The following is a 15273-nucleotide window of genomic DNA, read 5'->3' as shown; positions in this document are numbered from 1 at the left end:
TTCACGCGGCCGTGTTCGGGTCCACCCAGAGGTCCTCGTAGCGGACCTGCGGCGGCGTCTGGTGCAGCCGCAGCCCCTGCACCGACGACGTGGCCGCCGCGTGGATGCGCTCGTGGTACAGCGGGATGAGCGGACAGTCGTCGTGGAAGAGGTGCTCGGCGCGCACGTAGAGCTGCTGACGCAGCTCCGGGTCGATGGACACGCGAGCCTCCGCGGTGATGCGGTCCAGCTCCGCGTTGCGATAGCTCAGCGGGTAGACCGTCTGCGCGGCGGAGTTCAGCAGGAAGTAGAGGAACGTGTCCGGGTCCGGGAAGTCCGCCAGCCAGTGCGCGTGGAAGGCCGGGAGCTTTCCCTCGCGCAGATGCACCGCGTAGTCCTCCGGCGCCATCTCCACGTGCCGCAGCTCCAGCAAGCCCGCTTGCAGCAGGGGACGGAAGAGGACCGCGTCCTCGGCGGAGGTGTCGCGCCCGGCGGGGTGATGCAGCGTGAGCCGCAGCCGACGCAGGCCCACCTCGCGCAGGAGCTGCTCCGCCATCGCCACGTCGGGAGTCGGCAGTCCCCGGACCTCCGCGCCGCCAATCAGCTCGGGCGGGGTGAGGGTGCGGGCCACGCGGGCGCCCGGGTGGAACTGCTCCACCGCGCCCTGGATGTTCATGCCCGCGCGCAGGGCTCGGCGCACGCGCACGTCGTCGTAGGGCGCCTCGCGCAGGTTGAGGGCGATGAAGGCGGTGAAGGGCGCGGCGCTGGCCAGCACCTGGAAGGAGTCGAGCCCTGGCACCTCCACGTGCTCCGCGGAGAGGAAGGACACCAGGTCCGCGGAGCCCGTGCGCAGCCTCGTGACGGCCTCCTCGCGCGAGTCCACGAGCTGGAACTCCAGCCTGTCGAGCAGCGGCACCGTGGGGCGCCAGTAGGACGGATTGCGCTCCAGCACCACGCGCTCCGGCTCCAGCGACACGACGCGGAAGGGGCCCGTGCCCACCAGCCTCCCCCCCGCATCCACTCGCGCGACCGCCGTGGGCGTCAGCGCCATCAAGTGCGGGAAGAACGCCTTGGGCTCTCGCAGGCGAATCTCCAGCGTGGCGTCGTCGAGCGCCTCGATGCCGGACACCTCGCGGGCCAGTCCCGAGGAGAACTCGACCGCGCCCTCCACATCCTCGAGCAGGCTGCGGTCCGGTGAGCGCACGGCGGGGTCCAGCAAGCGCTCCAGGTGGCGCTTCACGTCGGTCGCGGTGAGCAGCGCCCCGTCGTGGAAGGTGACGCCTCGGCGCAGGTAGAAGCGGTAGCGGCGCGCGGACGGGTCTGCGTCCCAGCGCTCGGCGAGGTCCGGCTCCAGTCCTCCGTCCTCCAGCCGCGTGAGGCCCGAGAAGGCACACGCGGTCAGCTCCGAGAGCTGGTTCTCCACGCTGAACAGCGGGTCCACCGCCTGACGATTGCGCAGCGAGGCCGCCTGATGCAGCACCACGCGCATCGTGCCGCCCGCGCGCGGCCGAGGCAGCTGGAAGCGGAACACCTCCGTCTCCAGCCCCAGCGCCTCGTGGCCCAGCTGATTCACCGTGCGCGTCAGCCCATCGCCGATGCGGATGACCCGGCGCGCGTCCTCGCGCACCTGCGCCACCTCCTCGCGAATGGAGGAGTCCGCCTTGATGAGCACCGCGTTGGCGGTGCGCAGCTCCTCGATGGAGGCGCTCAGGCGGACCACGGCCTCGGACAGGTCGCGTCCGGTGCGCGCCTGGTCCTCCGCCTTCTGCGAGGCCCCATGCCCGACGCGGGCCATCTCCATCGTCTGGCGCACCAGCTCGCGCGCGTGGCCGGACTGCTCGATGGCCATGCGCGTGACGTCCTCCACGCGCCGAGCCACCCGCCGGCTGGCCTCCACCACCGTGGCGCCCTGGGCCTCCAGCCGCTGCGTCTCCGTCACCGTGGCTTCCACGGCGCTGAAGGTGCGCTGGGTGATGGTGCGAATCTCCACCAGCGCCTCGGAGGCGCGGTCTCCCAGCGCCACGCCGGTGGTGGCCTGCTCGCGGCCTTCGTGCACCAGCGTCACCGCGGTCAGCACCGCGTCGCGGATGCCGGACACCATGGCGCCGATTTCGCGTGTGGAGCGCGTGGTGCGCTCGGCCAGGTTGCGAATCTCGTTGGCCACCACGCCGAAGGGCCGGCCGTGCTCACCCGCCTGGGCGGCGATGATGGCCGCGTTGAGGGCGAGCAGGTTGGTCTGGTCGGCAATCTCCTGGATGACGTCGACGATGCGGCCAATCTCCGCGGAGCGGGCGCCCAGCGTGCCCATCAGCTCCGCGGCCTTCCGCACCGTCTCCTCCACCCGGTACATGCCCTTCACGCTGTCGGCCACCAGCACTTCGCCCCGCTCGGCCGTCGCCGTCACCGCGAGCGCCAGCTGGTTCGTCTCGCTGGCGCGGCGGCGCACGGAGTCGATGCCTCCTTCGACGAGGGCGACGAAGTCCTCGGCCTCGCTCGCGAAGCGCGCCAGCTCATCGCCGGAGGAGGCGATGTTGGCCAGCCGCTCGCTCATGGCCTGCATCAGCGCGGTGGTGTGGTTGGCGAAGTCGTTGACCTGCGACAGCGCGCCCACGACCTGCCCCAGCCGCTCCGTCATCTCCAGCAGGGCGCCCGTGGTGTCGACGGCGAACACCTCGAGCTGGTGCACGCGCTTGCCCACCACCTGGAGGCTGCCGCCCATGTCGCTGACGGACTGGAGCGTGCGCTCCACGGCGCCCCCCTGTCGGCGCGCCGCTTCGAGCAGGCTGAGGGCCTGTTCGCTCACGTCGTTGCTGGTGCGGTGCAGGTTGGCCGTCACCCGCTGCACCTGCGACAGCGCGCGGCGCAGCGACAGGATGAGGCGGCGGACGTCCTCGTGTCCCTCGAAGGTGGGGCCGCCGGAGGTGGTGAGGTCTCCCTCCGCCAGGCGCGCCATGACGCGGCGCCGGGCCAGCCGCCGCAGCGCCGCCCAGCGGAACCACGCGAGATAGCCACCCGTCAGGTACAGCGCGGGCGTGGCCACCACCAGCACCGTCCAGGAGGAGGTCTCCAGCGGCTGGCCGCTCAACTCGAGGACTCCCCCGAGCACGAGCGCGGAGAGCAGACCGGCCAGCAGGCCGAACGTGAAGAGGTACCGTTTGGCGCCCATGGACGAGGGGAAGGCTACCCTGCCTTCTCGCGCCGGTCCTCAAAACGCCGCAGACTGGGGGCCTCGTGTCTTCCCCGCTCGCCCTCCTCGTCCTCCTCCTCGCCGCCAGCCCCGTGAGCCCAGGGGAGGGGACAGAGGGCCCTCCCCAGAGGGAGTCGGCGCGCTTCGTCTTCGCCTGGCGAGGGGTGCCGGTGGGCACGGTGAGCCTGACGCACGAGGCCGGGCGCTTCACCTACCTCAGCCAGCACCTGCACACCCGAGGCACCCGCCACGGGGAGCGGCGCCGCGAGGTGACGCTGGCGGTGGACGCCTCGGGCCGGCTCGCGGGAGGAAAGGGGGTGCCCCAGGCGCTGTGGCTGTGGCGAGGCCCTCCCTCACCGGGCTGCGTGACGGGGCGCGAGGAATTGTCCGGCCGAGAGGGCCCTCACTGTGTCACCGGAGGGACGGCCCCCTGGGTGGAGGGCACGCTGCTGGGCGTCCCCTTCCGAGCCCGCTACAGCGCGGGTGGGCGCATGGAGGTGCTGGAGGTCGGTGACTCCCGCTTCACCGAGGCGTCCCCCCAAGAGCGCCTGCGCCCGCCGCCCGACTTCTTCTCGCAAGGGCTCCCCGTCGAGGGCGGCTCGCAGGGCGCGCTGACGCTGGTGCCCGCCCTGGAGGTCCCGTCGCGGCTGGAGGGGATGACGCCGTGGACAAGCGTCGCCGCCCGAGCCCTCTCCGCGCGCGTCCACGCGGCGTTCCCGGAGAAGGGCCCTGGGGCCGCGGACTGGCGCGAGGGCGGCGAAGGCGAGGCGGGTGGCTGTCTGGCGCACGCGCTGCGCTTCGCGGCGGGGGCGCGGAAGCAGGGCGTGAAGGTGGCCCTGGTGCACGGGCTCCTGGTGGTGGATGGCGGGCCCGCGAGACCTCACGCCTGGGTGCGCGTGGCGCTGGTGGATGGCGGCACGCTGGACCTGGACCCCACCTCGCTGGACGCGGTGCTGCCGGACACGCACCTGCCGCTGGCCCTGGCGGAAGCGCGAGGCCCGGCGCTGGAGGCGGGAGCGCGGTGGCTCGCGCTCCTGCGGGGGGCTCACCGCGTCGTGCGTCAGCGGTGAGCGTCGGTCCGGTTACTCGAAGGGGATGATGGACAGCCGGTCGCCCGCGTCCGCGCCCAGGGCTTCCTTCGCGGCGGCGGGCAGGTAGATGACCTGGTTGTCGAGCCGGGCCATGCAGCGCACGGAGCGGAAGCGGTTGCGGCCGGACTCCTTCTCGAAGGCGACGAGCACGTCGTCCCCCTCCATCTCGAAGTCCTCTTCCGCCAGCTTCACCGTGCGGTACTTGCGGATGAGCGACACGTCACCGGTGTTGGCCTCGAAGTGCGGGCCTCCGTCGAACGGGTCGATGCGCTCCACGTACTTGAAGCCGATGCGCTCCAGCATGCGCTGCACGCCGCGCGTGTTCGGACCCACCTCGCCCAGCACCTTCTGCACGCGGTCCGGGAAGAGGGACGCGTAGATGTCCGAGGCGGGGAAGAGCTCCTTGATGAACTCCTTGTTCTGCCGGCTGAGGCGGTCGGCCTCCAGGTACGTCAGGCCGGTGAACTTCTTTCCGCACGCCTCCCACAGCAGGCTGCGTCCGTCCGGGAGCAGCGGCGGGAGCAGCTCCGCGAGCACGCGCGGACGGAACAGCCGGCGGTGCATGGCGATGAAGAGGAAGCGCACATACGACAGCTGCTTGCCCGGCTTGTCCGGCGTCGCGCGGTAGGGCGGGTCGACGACGAGGCCACCAATCTCCGTGGGGCCCTCGTAGTTGTAGGCGATGGAGAGGACCTTGTGCCGGAGGTGGCGCTCCAGGGAGGCGGAGTAGTGCTCCCGCTCGCTGACCTCGTAGTAGATGTGCGGCGCCTCGTACGTGCCGTGCTGGGCGATGATCATCGACGTGCCGATGATGAGGCTGTTTCGCACATCCTCCAGGACGAAGAGGTACTCACGCTCGAGCGGGTTCTTCACCTTGCCGGCGAAGCTCTTCACCGACTTGTCGATGATGTTCTCGAGCGTCTCCTCGTTGTTCGGCAGGTTCACCGTGTTGAGCACGGCGGCGAGCCGCTTGAGGCCGGCCAGGTCGGTCTTCTGGACGTCACGCAGGAGAAGCATGGGGTCACCCGGGACGCCCAAGGATTGAGCGCCGGAAGGGGTGGGGACCATACACCACACCACCTTCCAGAAGGCACCTCGCGCAGCGGAGGAATCCTCCGATGGCGCACTGAGTCATTAGGTGAACTCACCGGCCCGGCCGGCGGGTGGAGGGCCCCCACACCTGGCGAAAGATTTATCAGACATCCAGTCTCTTGCTCGAATGCCTGCCCCGTTGTCAGGCGAGAGGGATGAAAACGCAGCGGGAATGAAACTGTGGAATGCTTTGGGCTCCAGCGTGTCAAACGTTGGCTGTCAAACATTCACAGGACAGGTGTGATTGAGAGTTTTCGTCCCTGGATTGCTTGCGATGTGGATGGTTCCCAGCCTGGCTTTGGCAGGCATTGTGTGGAGAGGTGACTTCGAGACGGGGAACCGCTCGCAATACTCGGGAGAGCAGATGGTGAGCTCGGACCGGTTGCTGGTGGTGACGAACCCGGTGGCGCAGGGGAAGTACGCGCTGAAGGTCACCGTGAAGCAGGGCGACGACCCCATCAACTCCAGCGGCAATCGCAACGAGCTGGTGTACCAGGGCGGCGAGAAGGAAGGCTCCGAGTACTTCTACCGGTGGAACGTGATGTTCGCGCCGGACTTCCCGAGCGTGGACACGTGGCAGTTGTTCACGCAGTGGCACCACGACGGGTGCTGCGGCTCACCTCCGCTGGAGTTCTACGTGCGAGGTGAGGAGATCCGGATGGTGTTGAACGACGACAACACGATTCCGTGGCGCACGAAGCTCCAGCGGGGCGTGTGGCACGAGTTCATCCTGCACGTGAAGTGGTCCTCGAAGGCGAGCACGGGCTTCGTGGAGCTGTGGCACAACAAGGAGAACGTGCTGCAGAAGCGCAGCGCGGTGACGATGTACGCGGGGCAGGGCAACTACTTGAAGCTGGGCCTGTATCGCAGCGACACCGTGAAGCAGGTCGGCGTCGTGTACCACGATGGTTTCATCCAGGCGACGGCGCTGGAGGACGTGCTGGAGGCGCCGACGGTGCCGGACGCGGGGACGCCGGTGGACGCAGGGACACCCGAGCCCGTGCCGGACGCGGGTGAGCCCGTGGTGCCGGAGCCCGTGGATGCGGGGACTCCGCCGCAGGCGGACGCGGGTGTGGCCGCGGATGCGGGCACGGACGGGCTGAAGCCTCCGGTGGAGGTGCTCCCGGATGGAGGCGACGCTGAAGGCGCGGGCTGCAACAGCTCGGGTGGCTCACTCGCGGCGCTGACGCTGTTGGGGCTCCTGGGGCTGGCGCGGGTTCGCCGTCGCCGCTCGTCGTAGCCTCCGGTTCCCGGTGGTGACGAGAAGCACCGGCCCGTGAGTCGTGGGGCCGGTGCTTCCGAGTGCGCGCGGAGTTGTGACGGGATGTTGCCCGGGCCGTGATGTGGCCGGCACACCGCCGTGACGGGTGCATGCGACGGTCTCCGGCAGGTGCTCGCCATGCAGACTGAATCGCGCCCGTCGACTTCGCCTCATTCGCTGGTGGACCCGCTGCTCGGCCAGGTGCTCCATGGGCGCTTCCGGGTGTTGTCGCCCGTGGGCGCCGGGGGCATGGGCCGGGTGTATCGAGCACTCCAGCTTCCATTGGAGCGGGTGGTGGCGCTCAAGGTGATGAGCCCCTCGTTCCCGACGGCGAGCGACCCGGAGTTCCAGCGGCGCTTCCTCCTGGAGGCGAGCATCACGGCGAAGCTGAGCCATCCGAACACCGTCACCGTCATCGACTACGGGAAGACGGAGGATGGGACGTTCTACATCGCGATGGAGTATCTGGAGGGGCGCACGCTGGCGGAGCACCTGGCCTCCGGGCCCATGCCTTGGCCACGCGCGGTGGATATCGCCCAGCAGGTGTGCCGGTCGCTGCGCGAGGCGCATCGGCTGGGCGTCGTGCACCGGGACTTGAAGCCCGCGAACGTGATGTTGCTGGCGGAGGAGGGGCGCGACCACGTGAAGGTGCTCGACTTCGGGCTGGTGAAGTCCTTCGTCGTGGCGGGGGAGAGCGGTGCCTCGCAGGCGGTGCCGGAGATCACCCAGGGCGGGATGTTCCTGGGCTCGCCGATGTACATGGCGCCGGAGCAGGCGCGGAACCTGGCGGATGCGCGCAGTGACATCTACGCGCTCGGAGTCCTGCTGTACCAGATGCTCATGGGGCGTCCGCCCTTCGTGATGCAGGACCCGCTGGAGCTCATCTTCGCGCACCAGAAGGAACCGCCACCGCGCTTCCAGACGGTGCGTCCGGAGGTGGTGATTCCCGAGGCCGTGGAGGCAGTGGTGCGCCGCTGCTTGGAGAAGCAGCCCGCGCACCGATACGAGTCCATGGAGGCGCTCCTGGAGGCACTGCGTGGAGTGGTGGGAGGCTTGGCGGATACGGGCCCTGGGGAGGTGCTGACCGGGCCGCTGGCCGTGTCGACGAACAGTGGCGTGCAAGGCACGATGGTGTTGGACATCAGCCTGGATGAGTCCTCCGTGGTTCGTCCGGAGAAGCCTCGCTCGAGCCTCCCCCGCTGGAGCTTGATGCTGGGCGTGCTGCTTGTCTGTGGCGCGGGGGCGTATCTGCTCGGTGCTCGCCATGCTCCTCCTCCCGTGGACGCGCCGACAGTCGCCGTGCCACCGGTGCCATCGGCTGCGCCGATGCGAGAGGAGCCGCCTACGATTGTTGCAGCGGTGCAGCCGCCTCAGCCCGTGCGCTTCCATGTCTCCAGCCAACCGTCAGGGGCGCGAGTCTTCTGGAAGGGTGTGGAGCGGGGCACGACCCCCTTCGTGTTGGAGGTGCCGCCGGATGCGAGAGGTCTTGCCACCGCCGAGTTGACGTTCGTGCGGGAGGGGTATCGCTCGGACCGAGTGCTCGCGGGTGGGTCTGGCGAGGTGCTCTTGAGTCAGCGCCTGCAGCGCGAGCGAGGAGGCCGAGGTGGGACGTCGTCTCCCGGCGCGGAGGTGGCGAGTCCGGTGGAGTGGCAGTCGGGCCCATCGCTGAGTGCTCCCACGCCGCTGGAGGTCCCCGTCGCGGCGGAGCCCGCGGTGGTCGGCGCACGTCCGAGTCACGTCGCCGCGGAGCCCATTCAACTGCCAGAGAACGCGAAGCCGCCCGTGGAGCTCACGGGGAATCCGCAGCCGGAGTTCCCCCAGGAGGCGCGAGCGGCGGGACGTGAAGGGATGGTGGTCCTCAAGCTGGTCGTCACCGCGCGAGGTGAGGTCCGAGATGTCACGGTGATGCGAGGCGAGGAGCCCTTCGCCTCCGCCGCACTGCGCGCGGTGCGCACGTGGCGCTATCAACCCGCGATGCTGGAGGGACAGCCTGTCGCCGTGTATCGCGTGGTCAAGGTGCCCTTCCGGCTGCGCCCGTGAACCAGAGAGGTCACCCCACCGCGCGCCCTTCCTCGGGTGACGCAGCTGTTGGAGCGTCGAGGGGCTCTCGCTCGGATGGGCTCCGCCCCGCTCCGAACACCGTGTAGAGGACAGGGAGCACCACCAAGGTGAGCAGGGTGGAGGAGAGGACGCCTCCGATGACGACCGTGGCGAGGGGTCGCTGGACCTCCGCGCCGACGCCCGTGTTCAGCGCCATGGGCACGAAGCCGATGGCGGCCACCGCCGCTGTCATCAGCACGGGTCTCAACCGCGTCAGCGCGGCCTCTCGAACGGCCTCGCCCACGGACAGCCCTCGCTCCAGCAAGCCTCGCACGCGCGAGACGAGCACCATGTCTCCCAGGACAGACACTCCGGACAGCGCGATGAAGCCCACCGCCGCGGAGATGGAGAACGGCAACCCTCGCACCAGGAGCGCCAACACACCTCCGACGAGCGCGAAGGGGACTCCCGCGAAGATGCGCAGCGCATCCAAGACCCGGTGATACGTGAGGTAGAGCAACAGGAAGATGAGCGCCAACGACACCGGCACCACGATGAGCAGGCGCGCCCGTGCCCGCTCCAGGTGCTCGAACTGTCCCCCGTAGCGCACGTAGGAGCCCGCTGGCAGCTCCAGCTGGGTGTCGAGCGTGTGGCGAAGCTCCTCCACGAATCCACCCAGGTCGCGCTCGCGCACATTCGCCTGGACCACCAGCCGACGCTTGCCCCACTCGCGCTGGAGGGTCGTGGGGCCCACGACCTCGCGAATCGTCACCAGCCTCCCCAATGGAATCCGCTCACCCCCTGGCGCCGTGACGGGAATCGACGCGAGCTTCGTGGGCTCCTCGCGGTACTCCTCCAGCAACCGCACCGCCAGGTCGAACCTGCGCTCGCCCTCGCGCACCTCGCCCACGACGCGTGTGCCCATGGCCTCCACCACGTCGAGCACCGCTCGCGCGGGGATGCCGTGTCGCGCGACGGCCGCGCGGTCCACCACGACCTCCATCACCGGCTGCCCCGTCACCTGCTCCACCGTGACATCCGCCGCACCCGGGAGGCCCTTCACCAGCGTCTCCACCTCGCGTGCCTTCGCCTTGAGCACATCGAGGTCATCGCCGAAGAGCTTGATGCCGACGTCACTGCGGACGCCCGCGATCATCTCGTTCACCCGCATCTCGATGGGCTGGAGGAACGCCATGCGCATGCCGGGCAGGTCCGCGAGCTCCGCCTTCATCTCGCCGACCAACTCCTCCTGGGTCTCCGCCCGCCTCCACTGCTCCCGGGGCTTGAGCGTGATGAAGACATCCGACAGCTCGATGCCCATCGGGTCCGTGGCCACCTCCGCCGTGCCCGTGCGCGTCCAGACCCGCAGCACCTCATCGGGGAACCGCGACAGCAGCACCCGCTCTATCTGCCCTCCATAGCGCACGGACTCCGAGAGGGAGACCTCGGCCAGGCGCACCGTGTTGATGACGAGGGTGCCTTCGGAGAGGCGCGGGACGAACTCACTCCCCAGCCGCGTGGCGGCGAGGGCTGCTCCCAACACGAGCAGCGCCGCGGCCCCGAGCGTGACGCGCGCATGCGCCAGCGCCCACTCGAGCACCGGTCGATAGCACCGCTGGAGGAATCGCACGAGGCGAGGCTCCGAGTGCGGCTTCGCTCCTCGCTTCAGCGCGAACGACGCGAGCACCGGCATCAGCGTCATGGAGAGCACCGCGCTCCCCAGCAGCGCGAAGATGACCGTGAGTGCCATGGGGCGGAACAGCTTCCCCTCCACCCCCTCCAACGCGAGGATGGGCAGGTACACCACCATGATGATGAGCTCACCGAAGAGCGTGGGCTTGCGCACCTCGATGGCGGCGTCTCGCACCACCTCCAGCAGCGAGCGCCCGTCCTTGGCCTCCGCCAGCCTCCGCTCCGCGTTCTCCACCAGGATGACGGAGGAGTCGACCACGAGCCCGAAGTCGATGGCTCCCAGCGACATGAGCGTCCCCGCGATGCCAAAGCGCAGCATCGCGCTGAAGGCGAACAACATGGACAGGGGAATCGCCGCCGCGACGATGAGCCCCGCGCGCCAGTTGCCCAGGAAGACGAAGAGGATCGCGATGACCAGCAGCGCGCCCTCCAGGAGGTTGGTGCGCACCGTGCGCAGCACCAGCTCCACCAACTCCGTGCGCTCGTACACGGGCTCCACGGTGACGCCCTCCGGCAACGTCCGGGTGACTTCCTCCAACCGCTGGGCCAGGGCCTTCGTCACCGTGTGGGAGTTCTCGCCCACCAGCATGAAGCCCAGGCCGAGGACCACTTCTCCCTCTCCATCCGCCGTGGTGGCGCCTCGCCGGATTTCATGCCCGACCTCGACGCGTGCCACATCCCGGATGCGCACGGGGACTCCCCGGCGCGCCGCGACCACCACGTCCTCGATGGCCTTGCCACCATCGAGCACTCCCACTCCCAACACGAGGCTCGAGGCTCCCGCGCGCTCCACCACGCCGCCGCCGACGTTGGCGTTGTTCTCCTCCAGCGCCCGATAGATATCCCCCAGGTCGAGGCTGAACTGCTGAAGCCGGCGAGGGTCCACGATGACGTGCCATTGCTTCTCCTCGCCGCCCCAGGCGTTCACCTCCGCCACACCCGGCACCGCGCGGAGCTGGGGCGCGATGACCCAGTCGTGCAGCGTGCGCAGCTCCTCCAAGCTCCGCGTGCGGCTCTTGACCAGATAGTGGAACACCTCGCCCAGGCCCGTGGCGACTGGCCCCAGCGAGGGAGGAGCGATGCCCGAGGGCGTCTGGACCCGACTCAGCCGCTCGGACACCTGCTGCCGCGCGAACCACAGGTCCACACCGTCGCTGAACTGGAGCGTGACTTGCGACAGGCCGAACTTGGAGATGGAGCGCAGCTCGCTCACGCGAGCGAGTCCCGAGAGCGCCTGTTCGATGGGGATGGTGAGCTGGCGCTCCACCTCGATGGGCGTGAGCGCGGGCGCCACCGTGTTCACCTGTACCTGCACGGGCGTGGTGTCCGGGATGGCGTCGATGGGCAGGGCCCGAAACGCGAGCAGCCCCGAGACGACCAGCGCCCCCGTGCCCAGGAGCACCGCCCAGCGGTGTGACAGTGACCATTCAATGAGCCGGGTCAGCATGGGGGTTACTTGCTCTCCCCGGTCTCGCAGCAGCCCGCGCCGATGGATTCCTTGAGAATCTCCGTCTTGAGCAGGAAGGCTCCCGTGGTGACCACCTCCGCGCCCGCAGCGAGTCCCTCGACGACCTCCACCTCCTCGCGAGTCCCCGCGCCCAGCTTCACCGCGACGGGCTCGTAGAGCCCCTCCTGCTTCTTCACGAAGACCAGCGTCCGGCCCTCGGCGCGCTGGATGGCCTGGTGGGGGACCATCACCGCCGTGTGCTCCGCGGCCACCTCCACCTTCGCGCGGAGGAAGAGTCCCGCCTTGAGGGCGCCGTCTGGATTGGGCAACTCCACCCGCGCCCGAACGGTGCGCGAGGCGGGATCCACGGACGCGCCGACGCGCGTGAGCGTCGCGACCTGTGTCTGTCCTGGCAAGGTGTCGAAGGTGAGGGTGACGCGCTGCCCCGCGCGCACCTGGGTCGCGTCCGCTTCGGGAATCTCCAGCATCGCCCACAGGGTGCGCAGGTCCGCGACCTGGATGAGCGGTTGTCCCGCCGAGGCATGTCGTCCGGCGAGCGCGTCACGCGCGACCACCGTCCCCGCGAAGGGCGCGGACAACACATAGGCCCCCGACTGCCCGGTCGCCTGCGCGCCCGCGGCGGAGAGGGCCGCGCGGGCCGCGTCTCGTTCGGCCTCCGCCGCCGAGACCTCCGCCTGGGCCGCCTCGACATCCTTTCGCGCCGTGATTCCGCTCGAAGCGAGCTTCTGCTCACGCTCGAGCGCGGCGCGCGCCAGACCCAGCCGAGCCTGCGCCGAAGCAAGCCGTCCCTGGTCCGCGCCCACGCTCCCGGAGGCCACCCGCACGAGCGGCTGGCCCGCCTTCACCTCGTCACCGACATCCGCGTGGACCTCCACCACCAGGGCCTCGCTGCGCACGGACAGTTGCGCCAGCCGGTTCTGGTTGAAGTCGAGCTGTCCGACGACCTCCAGCGTCCTCGCGAAGGGAACCTTGCGCGCCGGACGTGTCTGGATGCCCGCCTCTCGGGCCGTGTCCGAGGAGGCGAGGCGGACGCGAGTCCCCGGCTCGGGAAAGGCAGGCGGCTGGGCTCCCGCCGCCGTCACCCGCTCTGGATGGCAGTAGGGGCAGACGGACTCGGGCAGGCCGTGCTCGCGGCAGTAGTCACCGGCCTCGATGAACTTCGCGACCAGGGCCGGGTGGCACTTGGTGCACATGGACTCGGGGACCGCGTGCTCCTTGCACCAGTCCTTCGGCGTGGTGTCCGCGGTGGTGAAGGTGAGATTCGGGTTGCATTGGAAACACTGTGACTCGGGGACGCCGTGGGCGTCACACCAGTCGTCCTGGGACTTAAAGACGTCGACGAGGTCGGGGTTGCACCGGGTGCACAGCTCCGCCGGCACCCGGTGTTCGCACAACGTCACTGTCTGTGCCCGCGCGTCTGTCGCGGCGGGAGGCCCCGCATCGGCCGAGGCCCCAGCGGACTTCTCCGCGCCGCCGGGCCGGGTGTCTTTCGAGCAGGAGGCCAGGCTCGCGAGGAGCAGGGCCACCATCGTCAGCGTGCCGATGCGGGGACCCATCTACTTCACTCCCTTCTTGGCGAGGTCCGGATGGCAGAGGGAGCACTGGGACTCGGGCCGCTCGTGCTCGGCGCACCAGTCGCCCTTGGCCTTGAAGACGGCCGCGAGCTTCGGGTTGCAGCGCGTGCAGAGCGTCTTCTGCACGCCGTGCTCACACTTGGGTTTCTCCGCCTCGGCCTTGGGGGCGGCCTGCTGGCGCGGAGCCTCCTCCGCGAGGGCCGGGAGCGCGGGGACGAAGGCGAGGGACACGACGACGGACAGCGAACGCAGCGAACGCATGGATGGAACTCCAGCCGCGAGGGCCCCGAGAGGCCATCGACGGCGGTTGGGGTTGGGGCGAGGTGATGGGCGTGCGTCAGCGGCCCCGGCTGCCGGGCGCTGGACACACGTCTCCCGTGAAGGGCGGGCTCAGGTTTTCGGCGGCTGGAAGATGTCCGCGCTCACGCCGGACAACGCCAACGCGGGGGGCCGGGACGGCGCCGGCTCATGGCGTGGCGCGGGGAGGGGCACGCCCACTTCCGGGAGACTGGGGGCCGCGGCGCGCAGGGGGCAGCACAGGCACAACACGCAGTCGGACGCGCAGTCCTCACACGGTTGCCCGGCTTCCTCCTCATCCGCGCATGGCTCGGTCTCCTGGCTGGCGAGTGCGAAGGTCTGGAAGACACCTCCGGTCATCAGCACGAGGAAGACGGCGAGGATGCGCAGGAAAGGCTGCATCGACCCCAGGGCTTACTTGCCGGTGTGATGGCGAGTCAAGGCGCGGTCCCGGGCTCGCCCGTGTGGCTCAACTTCTCCAGCAGGCGGCGCATGGCCTGGGAGCTCCAGTCCTTGGACCCGGAGAAGCGAGCGACCTGCTGGCCGTCCACGACGAGGATGGCCGTGGGGAGGGTCTCGACGCCAAACGCTCGGGCCGCGGCGTGGTCTTCATCCAGCCGCAGGTGGAGGGCGGGGGCGGGCGGGCCGCGCAGGAAGGACTCCACCGCGGCCATGTCCATGTCGTGGCTGAAGACCATGACGCTCAGGCCCTCGGGTGGCTTCTGCGCCAGCTCCACGAGCGAGGGCGTCTCCTTGCGGCAGGGAGGGCACCACGTGGCCCAGAAGGTCACGAGCACCGCGCGTGTGCCGGGCGCGCCCTGGAGCACGGGCGCCGCGCCCTGGAGCCGGATGTAGCTCGGCGTGGAATCGGTCCGGCACCCGGGGAGGACGACGAGGACCCCCAGTAGGAGCGCCAACGTGCTGAGTCCAAGGGCTCGAGGTCGTGGTGAGGGCATGTTCTTCTCGGGCAGGTCGCCTCCCCTCTCTACCGCGAGACCACGGGCCTGGGCAGCGCTCACTGTCTGTTGACAACCCGTTGTCATGATGACAGCACATTGCCCATGGCGAAATACACGTCGGCCGGGTCAGCCTTCTCGGACCTGGTGTTCGAAATCTTCCGGAACAACGGGTTGATACTCGCGGCGGGAGAGCGCCTCACGGAGCCATCGGGGCTCACGAGTGCCCGCTGGCAGGTGTTGGGCGTGGTGGACCACGAGTCCGCGCCGGTGGCGAACGTGGCCCGGACGATTGGACTGACGCGGCAGAGCGTGCAGCAGACGGCCGATGCGCTCGAGGCCGACGGGCTCATCGAGTACCAGGAGAACCCGCACCACCGCCGCGCCAAGCTCATCGTGATGACACCCAAGGGGCGTGAGCGATTGCGCGAAGTGGAGGCCCGTCAGATGGCCTGGGCCAACCAGATGGGAGGTCGCGTGTCCGTGGCCTCGCTGCGCGCTGCGGTGGAGGCGCTGGGGGCGGTGCGCGAGGCGCTGGAGCAGGAATCCGCCAACGCTCCTATGGCTTGAGCAGGAGGCGTCATGTGCTTCGTGCTGGCGCTCGTCTTTCCGTGTGACGTGCTGCAACGCGACGAA

11 protein-coding genes are annotated in these 15273 nt (G+C 69.7%); 4 read left to right on the top strand and 7 right to left on the bottom strand.

Annotation, left to right across the window (positions count from 1 at the left end; genetic code table 11):
- Position 1 precedes the first annotated feature (1 nt).
- The gene (locus tag MYSTI_RS35050) at positions 2-3145 is read right to left on the bottom strand and encodes an ABC transporter substrate-binding protein (RefSeq protein ID WP_015352588.1); all 3144 of its coding nucleotides are present in this window, start codon (positions 3143-3145) and stop codon (positions 2-4) included.
- A 65-nt stretch (positions 3146-3210) separates the two neighbouring features.
- On the opposite strand from MYSTI_RS35050, the gene MYSTI_RS35045 reads away from it, so the two are divergent.
- On the top strand, positions 3211-4236 hold the full coding sequence (locus MYSTI_RS35045) for a lasso peptide biosynthesis protein (RefSeq protein WP_015352587.1): 1026 nt from the start codon (positions 3211-3213) through the stop codon (positions 4234-4236).
- Positions 4237-4248: 12 nt separating this feature from the next.
- On the opposite strand, the gene MYSTI_RS35040 is transcribed toward MYSTI_RS35045, so the two are convergent.
- Complete coding sequence (locus MYSTI_RS35040) at positions 4249-5274, bottom strand: arginine N-succinyltransferase (RefSeq protein WP_044900875.1); 1026 nt, start codon at positions 5272-5274, stop codon at positions 4249-4251.
- Between the two features lie 349 nt (positions 5275-5623).
- On the opposite strand from MYSTI_RS35040, the gene MYSTI_RS35035 reads away from it, so the two are divergent.
- Both MYSTI_RS35035 and MYSTI_RS35030 read left to right on the top strand, forming a co-directional pair.
- Positions 5624-6589 (top strand): polysaccharide lyase family 20 protein, encoded by a 966-nt coding sequence (locus MYSTI_RS35035; RefSeq protein ID WP_015352585.1) that lies wholly within the window; start codon positions 5624-5626, stop codon positions 6587-6589.
- A gap of 159 nt (positions 6590-6748) precedes the next feature.
- Complete coding sequence (locus MYSTI_RS35030) at positions 6749-8650, top strand: TonB family protein (protein WP_015352584.1); 1902 nt, start codon at positions 6749-6751, stop codon at positions 8648-8650.
- A 10-nt stretch (positions 8651-8660) separates the two neighbouring features.
- Here the strand turns inward: MYSTI_RS35030 and MYSTI_RS35025 are convergent, their stop codons facing one another.
- The 5 genes from MYSTI_RS35025 to MYSTI_RS35005 form a co-directional block, all read right to left on the bottom strand.
- The gene (locus tag MYSTI_RS35025; protein ID WP_015352583.1) at positions 8661-11789 is read right to left on the bottom strand and encodes an efflux RND transporter permease subunit; all 3129 of its coding nucleotides are present in this window, start codon (positions 11787-11789) and stop codon (positions 8661-8663) included.
- Positions 11790-11794: 5 nt separating this feature from the next.
- On the bottom strand, positions 11795-13366 hold the full coding sequence (locus MYSTI_RS35020; protein WP_015352582.1) for an efflux RND transporter periplasmic adaptor subunit: 1572 nt from the start codon (positions 13364-13366) through the stop codon (positions 11795-11797).
- Positions 13367-13645: a hypothetical protein gene (locus MYSTI_RS35015; protein ID WP_015352581.1), complete on the bottom strand. Its 279-nt coding sequence runs from the start codon at positions 13643-13645 to the stop codon at positions 13367-13369. It abuts the gene before it with no gap.
- Positions 13646-13774: 129 nt separating this feature from the next.
- The gene (locus MYSTI_RS35010; RefSeq protein ID WP_015352580.1) at positions 13775-14083 is read right to left on the bottom strand and encodes a hypothetical protein; all 309 of its coding nucleotides are present in this window, start codon (positions 14081-14083) and stop codon (positions 13775-13777) included.
- Positions 14084-14118: 35 nt separating this feature from the next.
- Complete coding sequence (locus MYSTI_RS35005) at positions 14119-14598, bottom strand: TlpA family protein disulfide reductase (RefSeq protein WP_233278057.1); 480 nt, start codon at positions 14596-14598, stop codon at positions 14119-14121.
- A gap of 144 nt (positions 14599-14742) precedes the next feature.
- Here MYSTI_RS35005 and MYSTI_RS35000 point away from each other — a divergent pair, with 144 nt between their 5' ends.
- Positions 14743-15207, top strand: a complete 465-nt coding sequence (locus MYSTI_RS35000; RefSeq protein WP_015352578.1) for a MarR family winged helix-turn-helix transcriptional regulator — start codon at positions 14743-14745, stop codon at positions 15205-15207.
- The last annotated feature ends 66 nt before the right edge of the window (positions 15208-15273 follow it).

This window comes from Myxococcus stipitatus DSM 14675, from assembly GCF_000331735.1.
Taxonomy (GTDB): domain Bacteria; phylum Myxococcota; class Myxococcia; order Myxococcales; family Myxococcaceae; genus Myxococcus; species Myxococcus stipitatus.
Note: the sequence above shows the minus strand (reverse complement) of the source record. Positions and strands in the feature narration are given on the sequence as shown.

What these genes read in the sequence shown, in the direction of transcription:
- MYSTI_RS35030 (WP_015352584.1), top strand. Translation starts at nt 6,749, where the DNA reads ATGCAGACTGAATCGCGCCCGTCGACTTCGCCTCATTCGCTGGTGGAC.
- MYSTI_RS35010 (WP_015352580.1), bottom strand. Translation starts at nt 14,083, where the DNA reads ATGCAGCCTTTCCTGCGCATCCTCGCCGTCTTCCTCGTGCTGATGACC.
- MYSTI_RS35035 (WP_015352585.1), top strand. Translation starts at nt 5,624, where the DNA reads ATGTGGATGGTTCCCAGCCTGGCTTTGGCAGGCATTGTGTGGAGAGGT.
- MYSTI_RS35050 (WP_015352588.1), bottom strand. Translation starts at nt 3,145, where the DNA reads ATGGGCGCCAAACGGTACCTCTTCACGTTCGGCCTGCTGGCCGGTCTG.
- MYSTI_RS35025 (WP_015352583.1), bottom strand. Translation starts at nt 11,789, where the DNA reads ATGCTGACCCGGCTCATTGAATGGTCACTGTCACACCGCTGGGCGGTG.
- MYSTI_RS35040 (WP_044900875.1), bottom strand. Translation starts at nt 5,274, where the DNA reads ATGCTTCTCCTGCGTGACGTCCAGAAGACCGACCTGGCCGGCCTCAAG.
- MYSTI_RS35015 (WP_015352581.1), bottom strand. Translation starts at nt 13,645, where the DNA reads ATGCGTTCGCTGCGTTCGCTGTCCGTCGTCGTGTCCCTCGCCTTCGTC.
- MYSTI_RS35020 (WP_015352582.1), bottom strand. Translation starts at nt 13,366, where the DNA reads ATGGGTCCCCGCATCGGCACGCTGACGATGGTGGCCCTGCTCCTCGCG.
- MYSTI_RS35000 (WP_015352578.1), top strand. Translation starts at nt 14,743, where the DNA reads ATGGCGAAATACACGTCGGCCGGGTCAGCCTTCTCGGACCTGGTGTTC.